At 67.8% G+C, this 13,935-nt stretch carries 11 protein-coding genes; 10 read left to right on the plus strand and 1 reads right to left on the minus strand.

The features are described 5' to 3' along the window. Window positions 1-24 precede the first annotated feature (24 nt). From ACFQ50_RS09900 to ACFQ50_RS09940, 9 genes are all read left to right on the plus strand, one after another. The gene (locus ACFQ50_RS09900; RefSeq protein ID WP_377995354.1) at window positions 25-825 is read left to right on the plus strand and encodes a sirohydrochlorin chelatase; all 801 of its coding nucleotides are present in this window, start codon (window positions 25-27) and stop codon (window positions 823-825) included. A gap of 145 nt (window positions 826-970) precedes the next feature. Beyond that, complete coding sequence (locus tag ACFQ50_RS09905; RefSeq protein ID WP_377995355.1) at window positions 971-2,710, plus strand: nitrite/sulfite reductase; 1,740 nt, start codon at window positions 971-973, stop codon at window positions 2,708-2,710. Further along, a complete protein-coding gene (locus ACFQ50_RS09910) occupies window positions 2,707-3,423 on the plus strand; it encodes a phosphoadenylyl-sulfate reductase (RefSeq protein WP_377995356.1) in 717 nt (238 codons plus the stop codon). The genes ACFQ50_RS09905 and ACFQ50_RS09910 overlap by 4 nt, the downstream gene beginning before the upstream one ends. Beyond that, a complete protein-coding gene (cysD, locus tag ACFQ50_RS09915; protein ID WP_377995357.1) occupies window positions 3,420-4,367 on the plus strand; it encodes a sulfate adenylyltransferase subunit CysD in 948 nt (315 codons plus the stop codon). The genes ACFQ50_RS09910 and cysD overlap by 4 nt, the downstream gene beginning before the upstream one ends. Continuing rightward, window positions 4,368-5,789 (plus strand): sulfate adenylyltransferase subunit 1, encoded by a 1,422-nt coding sequence (locus ACFQ50_RS09920; RefSeq protein ID WP_377995358.1) that lies wholly within the window; start codon window positions 4,368-4,370, stop codon window positions 5,787-5,789. Between the two features lie 133 nt (window positions 5,790-5,922). Next, complete coding sequence (locus ACFQ50_RS09925) at window positions 5,923-7,089, plus strand: RtcB family protein (RefSeq protein WP_377995359.1); 1,167 nt, start codon at window positions 5,923-5,925, stop codon at window positions 7,087-7,089. A 126-nt stretch (window positions 7,090-7,215) separates the two neighbouring features. Further along, window positions 7,216-8,370, plus strand: a complete 1,155-nt coding sequence (locus ACFQ50_RS09930; protein ID WP_377995360.1) for an ABC transporter substrate-binding protein — start codon at window positions 7,216-7,218, stop codon at window positions 8,368-8,370. 55 nt (window positions 8,371-8,425) lie between these two features. Further along, on the plus strand, window positions 8,426-9,151 hold the full coding sequence (locus ACFQ50_RS09935; protein WP_377995361.1) for an ABC transporter ATP-binding protein: 726 nt from the start codon (window positions 8,426-8,428) through the stop codon (window positions 9,149-9,151). After that, window positions 9,141-10,139, plus strand: a complete 999-nt coding sequence (locus tag ACFQ50_RS09940) for an ABC transporter permease (RefSeq protein ID WP_377995362.1) — start codon at window positions 9,141-9,143, stop codon at window positions 10,137-10,139. Before ACFQ50_RS09935 ends, ACFQ50_RS09940 begins: the two co-directional genes overlap by 11 nt. Window positions 10,140-10,224: 85 nt before the next feature. On the opposite strand, the gene ACFQ50_RS09945 is transcribed toward ACFQ50_RS09940, so the two are convergent. Further along, window positions 10,225-12,336: a hypothetical protein gene (locus ACFQ50_RS09945; protein WP_377995363.1), complete on the minus strand. Its 2,112-nt coding sequence runs from the start codon at window positions 12,334-12,336 to the stop codon at window positions 10,225-10,227. Window positions 12,337-12,612: 276 nt separating this feature from the next. On the opposite strand from ACFQ50_RS09945, the gene cobA reads away from it, so the two are divergent. Beyond that, on the plus strand, window positions 12,613-13,884 hold the full coding sequence (gene cobA, locus ACFQ50_RS09950; RefSeq protein WP_377995364.1) for a uroporphyrinogen-III C-methyltransferase: 1,272 nt from the start codon (window positions 12,613-12,615) through the stop codon (window positions 13,882-13,884). The last annotated feature ends 51 nt before the right edge of the window (window positions 13,885-13,935 follow it).

Consider the following 13,935-nt stretch of genomic DNA (forward strand, 5'->3'; position numbering starts at 1 on the left):
AGCTCCAACGTTACGCTAGCCCCTATGAATAGCCCGATCCTGATCGCCTGCGCCCATGGGACCTCCAACGCGCAGGGAGCCGCCGAGGTCAACGCCCTCCGTGACGCCATCGCCGCGCTGCGCCCGGGGCTCGACGTCCGCGAGGCATATGTGGACGTCCAGCAGCCCGATCTGGTGGACGTGGTGGCCGGGCTCCCCCGGGACCCCGCCGCTTCCGCAGCGGCGGCCGACGGCGGTGCTGCCGCCGGCAGCTCGACGCACGCCTCCGCCGTCGTCGTGCCTTTGCTGCTCAGTGTTGGCTATCACGTGAAGGTGGACATTGCAAAGGCTGTTAAGAGCCGGCCGGGCACGGCGGCCGCGGCGCCGCTGGGACCCGACCCCCGCCTCGCCGCCCTGCTCAACCAGCGGCTGCGGGAGGCCGGTGTTACGGACAACGACGCGGTCGTCCTCGCCGCCGCGGGCTCCTCCAACCCGAACGCCGCGGTCAGCGTCGAGAAGCTGGCCGAACAACTGCGGACTCTCCGCTCCAACCGGATTGTGCCCGCGTATGGCGCCTCGGCCAAGCCGTCGGTGCCGGAAGCCGTGGCCATGCTGCGCGAGGAGGCAGCCGGCGGTGCCGGTGCAGGGGAGTCTGCCGGCGGCGTGAGCGTCGGTGGCCGCGTGGTGGTGGCCTCGTACCTCCTGGCGCCCGGCTTCTTCCACGACCAGCTCGCCAAGGCCGGGGCGGACCTGGTGACCGAACCGCTGCTGCCCTCGCCGGTGCTCGCGGAGATCGCCCTGGAACGCTACGACGCCGCGCTGGCGGCCCACGCCGTCACGTCCTGAAAAGCGCCGAAAAACGCAGCCGCGGAAAGCACAGCCTGCGGCGCCGTTCAAGGCCTCCCGGCGAGTCATGACGAAATGTTTCCTTAGGTGACTTAGCATTTCCGGGCCTTTGTGACGTTTTTCGGGGCGGCTCTACAGTCGATGCATGACTGATACAGCTCTAGCCGGAGCGTCCACGGACAAGCCCGCGCGCCCCGCCCGTGCCTCCCGACCCGCCGCCAAGCCTCACGGCCAGTGGAAGGTGGACGGAACCACCCCGCTTAACGCCAACGAAACCTGGAAGCAGGAAGACGACGGCCTCAACGTCCGCGAGCGTATCGAGTCCATCTACGCCAAGGAAGGCTTCGACGCCATTCCCGGCCAGGACCTGCACGGCCGCTTCCGCTGGTGGGGCCTGTACACCCAGCGCAAGCCCGGGATCGACGGCGGCAAGACCGCCACGCTGGAGCCGCACGAGCTCGAGGACAAGTACTTCATGCTCCGCGTCCGCATCGACGGCGGCGCGCTGACCACCGAGCAGCTGCGCGTCATCGGCCAGATCTCCGTGGACTTCGCGCGGGACTCCGCCGACCTCACGGACCGCCAGAACATCCAGCTGCACTGGATCCGCGTGGAGGACATCCCCGAGATCTGGCGCCGCCTCGAGAGCAACGGCCTGTCCACCACCGAGGCCTGCGGCGACGTTCCGCGTGTCATCCTCGGCTCCCCGGTGGCCGGCATCGCCAAGGACGAGATCATCGACCCCACCCCGCTCATCGCCGAGCTGGGTGAGCGGTTCATCGGCAACCCGCTGCTGTCCAACCTGCCGCGCAAGTACAAGACCGCCATCACCGGCCACCCCAGCCAGGACGTGGTGCACGAGATCAACGACTTCGCCCTCGTCGGCGTCAAGCACCCGGAACTCGGCATCGGCTACGACCTCTGGGCCGGCGGCGCACTGTCCACCAACCCGATGCTCGGCAAGCGCCTCGGCGCCTTCGTCACGCCCGAGCAGGCCGCCGACGTATGGCTCGGCGTCACCAGCATCTTCCGCGACTACGGCTACCGCCGCATGCGCACCAAGGCGCGCCTGAAGTTCCTCATGGCCGACTGGGGTCCCGAGAAGTTCCGCCAGGTCCTCGAGGACGAATACCTCGGCTACAAGCTGGCCGACGGTCCCGCCGCGCCCAAGCCGTCCACCCCGGGCGACCACGTGGGCGTGCACGAGCAGAAGGACGGAAAGTTCTTCATCGGCGCCACCCCGATTGCCGGCCGCCTCTCCGGCGCGCAGCTCGTGAAGCTCGCGGACACCCTCGAGGCCCGCGGCTCCTACCGCCTGCGCACCACCCCGCACCAGAAGATCGTGGTGCTGGACGTGCCCAAGGACGAGGTGGAGCCGCTGGTGGCCGAACTCGACGCCCTGGGCCTGTCCGCCCGCCCGTCCGTGTTCCGCCGCGGCACCATCGCCTGCACCGGCATCGAATACTGCAAGCTGGCCATCGTGGAAACGAAGGTCACCGCTGCCACGGCCGTCGCCGAACTGGAACGCCGCCTGGCCGACCTCACAGACAGCGGCCAGCTCCCGCAGGCCCTGTCGCTGCACATCAACGGCTGCCCCAACTCCTGCGCCCGCATCCAGACCGCGGACATCGGACTCAAGGGCATGATGCTGCCCACGCCCGACGGCGACCCCACCCCGGGTTTCCAGGTCCACCTGGGCGGCGGGCTGGCTTCCACCGACCGTGAAGAGGCCGGCCTGGGACGCACCGTCCGCGGCCTGAAGGTCTACGTCGCGGACCTGCCTGACTACGTCGAACGGGTAGTCCGCAAGTTCGTCGCCGACCGCGCCGAGGGCCAGACCTTCGCCGAGTGGGCCCACGCAGCTGACGAGGAGGCACTCCAGTGATCCCGGTTCAGTCCCAGCGCTCCCACGACGAGCTGAAGGCCCTGGCCGAGGCTGGCGCCGCCGAGCTCGGCTGGGATGCCCCGGCCCGCGACGTCATCGCCTGGGTCGAGCGCAACTTCGACATGCCCGCCGTCGCCGTCGCCTGCTCCATGGCAGACGCCGTCCTGCCGGCACTGGTCGCTGACCAGCTTCCCGGCGTCGACGTCCTGTTCCTGGAGACCGGCTACCACTTCCCGGAAACCTACGCCACGCGTGACGAGGTGGCCGCGAACCTCCGCGTCAACGTGGTGGACGTGCTCCCCGAGAACACCGTGGAGCAGCAGGACCGGCTCCTGGGCAAGGACCTGTTCGCCCGCGATGCCGCCCAGTGCTGCGCCCTCCGCAAGGTGGCCCCGCTGCGCCGCACGCTCTCCGGCTACGAACTCTGGTTCACTGGCGTCCGCCGCGACGAGGCCCCCACCCGCACCAACACTCCGCTGGTGACGTGGGACGAGGCCAACGGCCTGGTCAAGGTCAACCCGATGGCCGCCTGGACGTTCGACCAGCTGGTGCAGTACTCCGACGACAACCTCCTGCCCGTCAACCCGCTCCTGTCCCAGGGCTACCCGTCCATCGGATGCCAGCCCTGCACCCGCAAGGTAGCCGCCGGCGAGGACCCCCGCGCCGGCCGCTGGGCAGGAACCAACAAGACAGAATGCGGACTACACGTATGAGCACTTTCCTAACTGAGGAGACCACCCTGGTGACCGACGCAGCTGCCTCAACGCGCCTCTCCAGCCTGGACACCCTCGAATCCGAAGCGATCCACATTATCCGCGAGGTTGTGGCCGAGTTCGAGAAGCCGGCCCTGCTGTTCTCCGGCGGCAAGGACTCCGTGGTCATGCTGCACCTGGCCACCAAGGCGTTCTGGCCGGGCAAGGTCCCCTTCCCCGTGCTGCACGTGGACACCGGCCACAACTTCCCCGAGGTCATCGATTTCCGCGACCGGACCGTCGAACGGCTGGGACTGAAGCTCGTCGTCGGCTCCGTCCAGGAGTTCATCGACCGCGGCGAACTCGCCGAGCGCGCCGACGGCACTCGCAACCCGCTGCAGACCGTCCCGCTGCTGGACGCCATCCAGTCCAACAAGTTTGACGCCGTCTTCGGCGGCGGCCGCCGGGACGAGGACAAGGCCCGCGCCAAGGAGCGCATCCTGAGCCTGCGCGACGAGTTCGGCCAGTGGGACCCGCGCAACCAGCGGCCCGAGCTGTGGAACCTGTACAACGGCCGCCACACCGTGGGGCAGCACGTGCGTGCGTTCCCCATCAGCAACTGGACCGAGCTGGACGTGTGGCGCTACATCGAGCGCGAAAACATCGAGCTGCCGGGCCTGTACTACGCCCACGACCGCGACGTCTTCGCCCGCGACGGCATGTGGCGCGCGGTGGGCGAGGTGTCCCAGCCGCTGCCGCACGAGGAAGTGATCACCAAGACCGTCCGCTACCGGACCGTCGGCGACATGTCCTGCACCGGCGCCGTCGAATCGGCTGCCGCCACGGTGCGCGACGTCGTCATCGAAGTTGCCGCCTCCACCATCACCGAGCGTGGCGCCACCCGTGCGGATGACCGCATCTCCGAGGCCGCCATGGAAGACCGCAAGAAGGATGGCTATTTCTAAATGAGCACTGAAATCGATACGGCCCGCGCGGCCGCCCTTCTTGAGGAGGCCCCCCTCGCGTCCGCCTCGCTGTTCCGCTTCGCCACCGCCGGATCGGTCGACGACGGGAAGTCCACCCTGGTGGGCCGCCTCCTGCACGACTCCAAGGCGATCCTGGCCGACCAGCTCGACGCCGTGGCCCGCACCTCGGCTGACCGCGGTTTTGGCGGCGCGGCCGGCGGTATCGACCTGGCACTGCTGACCGACGGCCTGCGCGCCGAGCGCGAGCAGGGCATCACCATCGACGTCGCCTACCGCTACTTCGCCACGGACCGCCGCAGCTTCATCCTGGCGGACTGCCCCGGGCACGTGCAGTACACCAAGAACACGGTGACCGGCGCGTCCACCGCGGATGCCGTCGTCGTACTCATTGACGCCCGCAAGGGTGTCCTGGAGCAGACCCGCCGGCACCTGTCCGTGCTGCAGCTGCTGCGCGTGGCGCACGTGATCGTGGCCGTGAACAAGATCGACCTGGTGGACTTCAGCGAGAGCGTGTTCCGCGAGATCGAGGCCGACGTGCAGCAGGTGGGCCGCGAGCTCGGCCTGGGCTCCGACGGCATTGCCGACCTGCTGGTGGTTCCGGTTTCCGCGCTCGACGGCGACAACGTGGTGGAGCGCTCGGAGCGCACCCCCTGGTACACCGGCCCGGCGCTGCTCGAGGTGCTCGAGACGCTGCCCGCCGCCGACGAACTCGAAAGCCACCTGGAGAGCTTCCGCTTCCCCGTGCAGCTGGTGATCCGGCCGCAGGGCGCGCTTGCACCTGACGCCGTTGCCGGCGGGCTGGATGTCGAGGAATACCGCGACTACCGAGCCTACGCCGGGCAGATCACCGAGGGCTCAGTGAAGGTGGGGGACCAGGTGAGCGTGCTGACCCCCGGCCAGGACCCGCGCACCACCACTGTCACCGGCATCGACTTCGCCGGCGCCTCGCTGGAGGAAGCCACAGCCCCGCAGTCCGTGGCAATCCGGCTGGCCCACGAGTTCGACGTCGCCCGCGGTGACACCATCGCGGCCGCCGGCACCGTCCGCGAAAGCTCGGCAGACCTGTACGCCCAGCTGTGCTGGCTGTCCCCGAAGCCGCTCCGCGAGGGCGCCAAGGTGCTGGTCAAGCACGGCACCCGCACCGTGCAGGCCCTGGTCCGCAGCGTCAACGGCAAGCTGGACCTGGCCACCTTCAACCTCGAAGGCGCCACCAGCCTGGAGCTCAACGACATCGGGCACGCGCAGCTCCGGCTCGCCGCCCCGCTGCCGCTGGAGAACTACCTGCACCACCGCCGCACGGGCGCGTTCCTGGTGATCGACCCGCTCGACGGCAACACCCTCGCCGCCGGCCTGGTCAAGGACCACCCGGGCGACCACGAGGACGAGCGCTACTCGATCTGATTGCCCTGAGGTCGCCGGAAACGTGCGAGATCGCCGCAAATTGCGGCGACTTCACACGCTTCCGGCGATTTCGCTGTTTCCGGGCCTTGTCGCACTCCGCCCGGCCCACCATTATCAAGAGTGGGAGGCGAGCATGGAAACCATCACCAGCCGGCTCATCAACTGGGCGTCGATCCTGGACGACAAGACCCGTCAGCAGGCCCTGACCACCTCCCGCCTGCCCTTCATCTACCCCCATCTGGCACTGATGCCGGACGCGCACCTGGGCAAGGGCGCAACGGTGGGGTCCGTCATCCCGACGCTCGGCGCGATCATTCCGGCCGCCGTCGGGGTGGACATCGGCTGCGGCATGATCGCGGTGCGGACCCAGTACACCCTCCAAGAGCTGCCGAGGGACCGGAAGCCGCTGCGGGAGAGCATCGAGCGGGCCATCCCGCTGTCCGCAGGCCACAACAACCACAGGGTGACGGCTACGGCGGAGCCACGCATCGCCGAACTGCACAGACGGGCCGAGAAAGCCGGATTCAACCCCGCGCAGTACGTGGCGAAATGGGACCTCCAGCTTGGCTCGCTGGGCTCCGGCAACCACTTCATCGAGGTCTGCACCGACGAGACCGACGCCGTGTGGCTGTTCCTGCATTCCGGCTCACGCGGCGTGGGCAACAAAATAGCCCAGCGCCACATTGAAGTGGCGCAGGCAGTGGCCCGCGACAAGCACATCAGCCTGGAGGACCGGGACCTCGCGTACCTGGAGGAGGGCACCCCGGCGTTCACGCGATACATCAAGGAGCTGCGCTGGGCCCAGCACTTCGCCCTCCTGAACCGCGAGGAGATGATGGACCGTGTCATCCGGCAGTTCAGTGACTGGGTCGGCGGACCGGTCAAGGAGACGGAGCGGATCAACTGCCACCACAATTTCACGCAGCAGGAAACGCATTACGGAAAGTCGGTCTGGGTGTCACGCAAGGGTGCCATCAAGGCGGAAGTTGGCGACCCCGGCCTGATTCCCGGGTCCATGGGGACGGCGTCCTACGTCGTCGAAGGACTCGGCAACACCACCTCCCTGAACTCCTCGCCGCACGGTGCCGGCCGGGAGTATTCGCGTACTGCTGCGCGCAAGGCCTTCTCGCTGGCCCAGCTGAAGGAGGCCATGCACGGGATCGAGTTCCGGGCCACCGAGGCGTTCATCGACGAGATCCCGGCGGCCTACAAGCCCATCGACCAGGTCATGCGTGACGCCGCCGATCTGGTGAAGGTGCGGCACCGCCTGCGCCAGCTGGTTAATGTCAAGGGGGATTAGCCCCGAAATTTCACGGGCCCGCGGGCAGGCGGATTTTTGTGGCTGAATGTGACGTTGCATGAACCTGCGTGACCCCGGGTTTCCGCTCCGTTGAACCCCGTTTATGCCAGTCCCTATGGTGAATCCATGAGTACTTCCAGGCTGGGCATGACCCGCATTGTGGCCGGCGAAAGCCAGACGCCCAAGCGCCGCCGCGCCCTGGAAGTCGCGCTGGCCGTCGGCCTCGTCCTGCTGATCAGCGTGGGAGCGATTGTGGCGTCGGCGGTGGCCCGGGATTCCAATGCCTCGGCGGCCCCTGACGCAGCGGGTACCCCCGCGGCCGAGCTGAAGCTGGGCTACTTCGGGAACATCACCCACGCCCCGGCGCTCGTCGGGGTGAAGCAGGGCTTCATCGCGAAGGAGCTCGGCGGCACGAAGCTGAGCACGCAGGTGTTCAACGCCGGTCCGGCCGCGATCGAGGCACTGAACGCCGGCGCAATCGATGCCACCTACATCGGCCCGAACCCGGCCATCAACTCGTTCGTCAAGAGCAAGGGCGAATCCATCAGCATCATCGCCGGAGCAGCGTCCGGCGGCGCGCAGCTGGTGGTCAAGCCGGAGATCAAGACCGCGGCTGACCTCAAGGGCAAGACCCTCGCCTCGCCGCAGCTCGGCGGCACCCAGGACGTGGCGCTTCGCGCCTGGCTCGGCAAGCAGGGCTACGAGACCAACACCGACGGCGGCGGGGACGTTGCGATCAACCCCACCGAGAACGCCCAGACGCTGAAGCTGTTCCAGGACGGCAAGCTCGACGGCGCGTGGCTGCCTGAGCCGTGGGCTTCCCGCCTGGTGCTTCAGGCCGGCGCGAAGGTCCTGGTGGACGAGAAGGACCTGTGGGACGGTTCGCTGACCGGCAAGCCCGGCGAGTTCCCCACCACCATCCTGATCGTCAACAAGAAGTTCGCCGCGGAGCACCCGCAGACCGTGGAGGCCCTGCTCAAGGGCCACGTGGAGGCCGTGAAATGGCTGAACGATACTCCGGCCGCCGAGAAGGCCGCCGTCGTCAACGCTGCCCTCAAACAGGATGCCGGCAAGGCACTGGCGCAGAACGTCATCGACCGTTCGCTGAAGAACATCGTGTTCACGGTGGACCCGCTGGCCGGAACGTATAAGAAGTTGCTGCAGGACGGCGTCAACGCCGGCACCACGAAGCAGGCCGACCTCAACGGCCTCTTTGACCTCCGGGCGCTGAACGCAGTGGCCACGGAAAAAACCACAGCTGCAGGGCTGGGCCAGGACTAGTCCGGCCCGCATCTGTACCGCCGCATTTAACGCACCACGAACAAAGGACGGGACCATGCCAGTCGTACTGGAAAACCTGGGCAAACGCTTCGGCGAAGGCGCCCCGGTGCTGGACGACGTCAACGCCACCATCGGCAAGGGCGAGTTCGTCGCCCTCCTCGGTGCGTCCGGCTGCGGCAAATCCACCCTGCTGAACATCATGGCGGGACTGGAACTCCCGACGTCGGGCGCCCTTGAGGTGCCAAGCGACGGCGCCGCCTTCATGTTCCAGGACTCCGCCCTGTTCCCGTGGCTCACCGCCCGTGAAAACGTGGAGCTGGCGCTGAAGCTGCGCGGGCTCGGCAAGGCCGAGCGGCGGGTGAAGGCCGAGGAGCTGCTGGACCTGGTCCACCTGGCCGAGGCTGCGGACCGGCGCCCGCACGAGCTGTCCGGCGGCATGCGGCAGCGCGTGGCCCTGGCCCGCTCGCTGGCGCAGGACCGCCAGCTGCTCCTCATGGATGAGCCGTTCGCGGCCCTGGACGCCATCACCCGCGACCTGCTGCACGACGAACTTGAGCGCATCTGGAAGGAAACCGGACGCACCATCGTCTTTGTGACCCACAATGTCCGCGAGGCCGTCCGGCTGGGTCAGCGCGTCCTGCTGCTGTCCTCCCGGCCCGGCCGCGTGGTGCAGGAATGGGAAGTCACCGAAGAACACCGTACCGACGCCGGTCTTGCCGGACAGCTGACCGGGGTCATCACCGCCCGGCTGCGAGAGGAGATCCGCCGCCATGCCAAGTAACCCATCTCCCGTGGCCGAGTCGCCCGGAACGACCGAGTCCCCGCTGGTCGAGGCCGTCGAGACCAAGGTTTCGACAGGCTCAACCAACGAATCCACAAAGGTCCACGCCGCGCTGACCCGGTCCTCCACGGGCTCGGCGGACCTGCGCGAACTGGAATCCGGGCTGGACTCGCTGCAGTCGGACGCGGTCCGCAAGGCCCGGGTTGACTGGAGCCGCGTCCTGCTGCCGGTCGCCGCCGTCGTGGTGCTCATCATCATCTGGCAGTTCTACGTCTCGCTGGGCATCAAGCGCCGCGACCAGGTGCCCGGCCCCATGGATGTGCTGGAGCAGTTCGGCACGCTGTGGGCCGAGGGATCGCTGCAGGAGGCCGTCTGGACGTCGCTGCAGCGCGGCCTCCTGGGGTTCCTGATCAGTGTCGCGATCGCCACCCCGGTCGGGCTGCTCCTGGCCCAGGTGGCTCCGCTGCGCAGGGCGTTCGGTCCGCTGATTTCGGGCCTTCAGGTTCTGCCGTCTGTTGCGTGGGTGCCGGCCGCCATCATCTGGTTCGGTCTCACCGACGCCACGGTGTACTTCGTGGTGTTCATGGGCGCCATCCCGTCGATCATCAACGGCCTGATCTCCGGCGTGGACCAGATCCCGCCGCAGTACCGCAGCGTGGGCACCGTCCTGGGCGCCTCGCGGCTGCAGATGGCCGTGCAGATCATCCTTCCCGCAGCACTTCCGGGCTACCTCAGCGGACTCAAGCAAGGCTGGGCCTTCTCCTGGCGTTCGCTCATGGCCGCGGAAATCATTGCGGTGGGCGGTACCATCGGCTTCGGCCTCGGCTCCATGCTGAACCAGGGCCGCGACCTCGCCGACATGACCATCGTGATGTCCGCGATCCTCCTGATCCTGGCCGTCGGCATCCTGATCGAGCTGCTGGTGTTCGCGCCCATCGAGAAGCGCCTGCTCCAGCGCCGCGGCCTGCTCGCAGGCAGCACCCGCTAGCACCTCAGACTGAACCCGAAAGCCCGACGGCGACTCCCGCCGTCGGGCTTTCTGCTAACCGAAGGTCAGCCGCGGATCTTTGCCACTACTGAGCCAGTGTCCCGCAGCCGTGGACTTCGAAGCCCTTCGCCCAAGAGGGGATGGTTACGTCAATCCATGCGGACCCGAAGTAGTTGTCATAGATGTCATTAAGGGTTCCGCCGAAGCCGGTCAACAGCGCCATGTAGCAGGAATCACCGGTGCCATAGCCGTAATAGTCCCCCGGCAGGATGTCGATACCTACCCGGTAGATTCCATCTTTGGTGATGCTTGTGGCCCTTGCCCCGGTGGACGGAACGGTGGTCCAGGCGCCACAGCCACTGGACCTGAACCCGACGTCGCCGGGCAAGATCTGGACGTAAGTCCGGGCGGACCCGTAGTAGTTCGCGTTGATATCGTTCAGAGTGTTGCCAAAGCCCTTAAGACGTTCCCAGTAGCAGCCGCTGCCCGTTCCCGTCGCTTTGTACAACCCCGGCTTGATCTGTGTTCCCACCCGGTACGTGCCGTCGCCGCGAAGCACCGTCACAGCCCAGACCGGCAGCTTCAGTGCCGGGCTCGTCGTGACCCGGGTGTCCGAGTAGATCAAGCTGGCGGATATGCGGACCGTGATGGACCGGCCGTTGTCCGCGGCGGTGAGGCGGTAGGTGCGGTAGCGCGCGCCGGAGATGGCGGCACCGTTGCGGTACCACTGGTACGCGTAGGCCGACGGCGCGGGGGAGTAGGTCCCGACGTTGGCCGTGAGGACAGACCCCAGGGAAGTCCCGCCGGTAATCCTCGGCGCGGTCTTCAGGTTGATCAGTGCCCTGCCGACAGTAACTGCGCCGGTGGAGACAGACCGTGTTGCATAGCCGGGCTTGGAAACCGTGACCTTCACGTTCACCCGTGAGCCGATGTAGCTCGGGTTGAAGTACAGCGCGTACCCGGTGCCGCCCTTGACTGCTACGCCGTTCCTGTACCACTGGTAACGGATTGTGGTGCCGGCCGGCCAGCCCTGCGAGACCTTAACGGTGTTGCCGTAGCGGTGGGTTCCCACCACGGTCAGGGGCTTTGTGGCAACAATGGTCCCGGCCGCAATGGTGCGTGCGGCGGAGAAGCGGTCAACCGTGACGAAGCCGGCTTTGGTTGCCCGCACCCGCACCTTGAGGGCCTTCCCGTAGTCGGCCGCGGAAGTGGTGTACCTGCGGCCGACCGCGCCCGCGATGGCCGCCGTTCCGCGGTACCACTGGTAGGACAGCACGGCACCGCCGGGAGCCCACGTTCCTGCGTTCGCCGTCTGCACCTGGCCCACGCGGGCGGTTCCGCTGACGGTGGGCACGGGTGCGGTTACGAAGGTCGCGGAGACTCCGGTGACCTGGGCCGAGGACAGTTCCACCGTGGTGAAGCCAGGAGCGGACACGGTCACTTTGGCCCACAGCTTCTGTCCGACATCGGCGGCCGTGACTGTGTAACGCGAGGTTGTGGCCGATCCGATGGCCAAAGCACCGCGGAACCACTGGTAGGCCAGGGCTCCCTGGCTGGCAGAGTTATCCCACAGCGGAGTGCTCAGAGACAGCAGCTGGCCGACGGCGGGCTTGCCGGCAACGGCGTTGCTCCAAACAACCCCGGTGAAGGCGGCCGGGCGTACTGTGACAGCCGCGGCTGCCGCTTCGGTTCCGGGAGACTGGGCATCCGACGACGCCGCGACGGTGAGCTGGACGCTCTTGCCGGCCATGGACGGGACGATGCTCAGGACATCGGCCTCGCCGACGGCATGACCCTGGGTCTGGACGGCAACGCCGTCGACGATCCAGCTGTACTGGATCCAGCCTGCGTTGTCGCTCCACTGACCGCCCGTGGACGTGAGGGTGCCGCCGACGACGGGGTCCCCCTCAATAACCGGAAGGCTGGTGTTTTCAGGGGCGGCCGGTGCCACTTCCGTGGGCACCGTTTCCGCTGGTGTTACCTCGGCAGGCGGTACTTCCGCGGGCGCAGTTTGGGTGGGTGCCGCCTCTGTGGGCGTCACTTCCGCAGGGACTGTTTCCGTCGGAGTGGTTTCGGCTGCTGGCTGTGTTTCCGTTGGCAGGTCAGACGGAGCCGGTGCGGGCTCCGTGACAGTGCCTGTTTCCATCGGCAGCGCCTGTGCTGCCGGAGCCATCAGGAGTCCGGCAAGCAAGGCCATGCTGCCGGCTGTGGCAATGCTCCTGGTCAGAAGACCAGGGCGCGTCCGCGTACGGATATTTTCGTGCAGAGACAAGTGTCCCCTTCCCCCATGTTGAGACCGATCGGAGATCCCGATCCCAGTTATTGTAGAGCCGGTCACAGACATTTTTTTGGCCACGCATTTCGCTTCGGACGGCCCCGAAGGTTTTGTCGCAATGTGACGCAGCGTTACCTTGCGTGAACTGGTGTTTCCGCGCCATTGGTTGGTCCCGTAACACAGCCCTACCGTTGATTCATGGCAATTCAGGACATTTACCCCACGGCGCTGCGTCTCCTTGGCCGCCCCGTGCTGGTGGTGGGCGGCGGACGCGTTGCTGCGCGCCGCGCGAAGGGCCTGCTCGACGCCGGTGCCCGCGTCACCGTCGTTGCCCCGGAAGCCACCGCCGCGCTCCGCGAACTCGCCGACGCCGGCCTTCTCACCTGGGAGCCCCGCACTTACCGGTCCGACGACGTCGACGGCGTCTGGTTCGTTCAGACGGCCACCGGCGATCCCGCCGTGGACACCCGAGTAGCTTCGGACGCCGAGGCGCAGCGTGTCTGGTGCGTCAACGCCTCCGATCACGAGTCCTCCGCCGCCTGGACGCCCGCCGTCGCCGTCGTGGACGACGTCAAGATAGCCGTCAACGCCGGGGGAGACCCGCGCCGTGCCATGGCCCTGCGCGACGCCGTCGCCACCGCCCTGGAGTCCGGCGACCTGCCGCTGCGCCGCCGCCGGGCCCACCGGGGATCGGTAGCCCTTGTCGGCGGCGGCCCGGGCGACACCGGCCTCATCACCGTCCGCGGCCGCCGGCTGCTCGGCCAGGCCGACGTCGTGGTTGCCGACCGCCTCGGTCCCCGCGAACTGCTCAACGAACTTGCGCCGGACGTCCGAGTCATCGAGGTCGGCAAGACCCCCGGCCACCACCCCGTGCCGCAGGCAGAAATCAACCGGATCCTCGTCGAAGAGGCGCTGCAGGGCCACCGCGTGGTCCGCCTCAAGGGCGGCGACCCCTACGTCCTGGGCCGCGGCGGCGAGGAAGCCGAATTCTGCCGCCAGCACGGCGTTGAGGTGGAAGTGGTTTCCGGAGTGACCTCCGCGATCTCCGTCCCGGCGGCCGCCGGCATCCCGGTCACGCACCGCGGCCTGGCGAAGGGTTTCAGTGTGGTCACCGGCCATGAGGAGCTGTCCGAGGTCCCGGCCCGCGCCGACCACACCGTTGTGCTCCTCATGGGCGTCGGCCAGCTGCGCGAATCCGCGGCCGCCCTCGGCAACGCCGGCCTGCCCGGTGACACGCCAGTTGGTATTGTGGAAAACGGCTACCTGCCGGACCAGCGCGTCACCATCGGCACCCTCGGCACCATCGCCGACCAGGCCGAGGCCGCCGGCGTCGCCAATCCTGCAGTGATCGTCATCGGTGACGTTGTCCGCGTCAGCCCGTTCGCGCCGTCGCACTTCAAAACCGCCGACTACAGCACCACCAGCCCCAACAGACCCCGCACCAGCACCACCCGCGTTCTCACCCCCTAGCCCCCGAGTCCCAACTAGCTGGCAGTTGTTGTCGTTATGAGCCCTCAAAAC

Source organism: Arthrobacter sp. NPDC056493 (assembly GCF_042795115.1).
Classification (GTDB): Bacteria; Actinomycetota; Actinomycetes; order Actinomycetales; family Micrococcaceae; genus Arthrobacter.

Bases quoted from the DNA above. Each gene is read 5' to 3' on its own strand.
- ACFQ50_RS09900 (WP_377995354.1), top strand. From the start codon at position 25: ATGAATAGCCCGATCCTGATCGCCTGCGCCCATGGGACCTCCAACGCG.
- ACFQ50_RS09905 (WP_377995355.1), top strand. From the start codon at position 971: ATGACTGATACAGCTCTAGCCGGAGCGTCCACGGACAAGCCCGCGCGC.
- cysD (WP_377995357.1), top strand. From the start codon at position 3,420: ATGAGCACTTTCCTAACTGAGGAGACCACCCTGGTGACCGACGCAGCT.
- ACFQ50_RS09920 (WP_377995358.1), top strand. From the start codon at position 4,368: ATGAGCACTGAAATCGATACGGCCCGCGCGGCCGCCCTTCTTGAGGAG.
- ACFQ50_RS09925 (WP_377995359.1), top strand. From the start codon at position 5,923: ATGGAAACCATCACCAGCCGGCTCATCAACTGGGCGTCGATCCTGGAC.
- ACFQ50_RS09930 (WP_377995360.1), top strand. From the start codon at position 7,216: ATGAGTACTTCCAGGCTGGGCATGACCCGCATTGTGGCCGGCGAAAGC.
- ACFQ50_RS09935 (WP_377995361.1), top strand. From the start codon at position 8,426: ATGCCAGTCGTACTGGAAAACCTGGGCAAACGCTTCGGCGAAGGCGCC.
- ACFQ50_RS09940 (WP_377995362.1), top strand. From the start codon at position 9,141: ATGCCAAGTAACCCATCTCCCGTGGCCGAGTCGCCCGGAACGACCGAG.
- ACFQ50_RS09945 (WP_377995363.1), bottom strand. From the start codon at position 12,336: ATGGCCTTGCTTGCCGGACTCCTGATGGCTCCGGCAGCACAGGCGCTG.
- cobA (WP_377995364.1), top strand. From the start codon at position 12,613: ATGGCAATTCAGGACATTTACCCCACGGCGCTGCGTCTCCTTGGCCGC.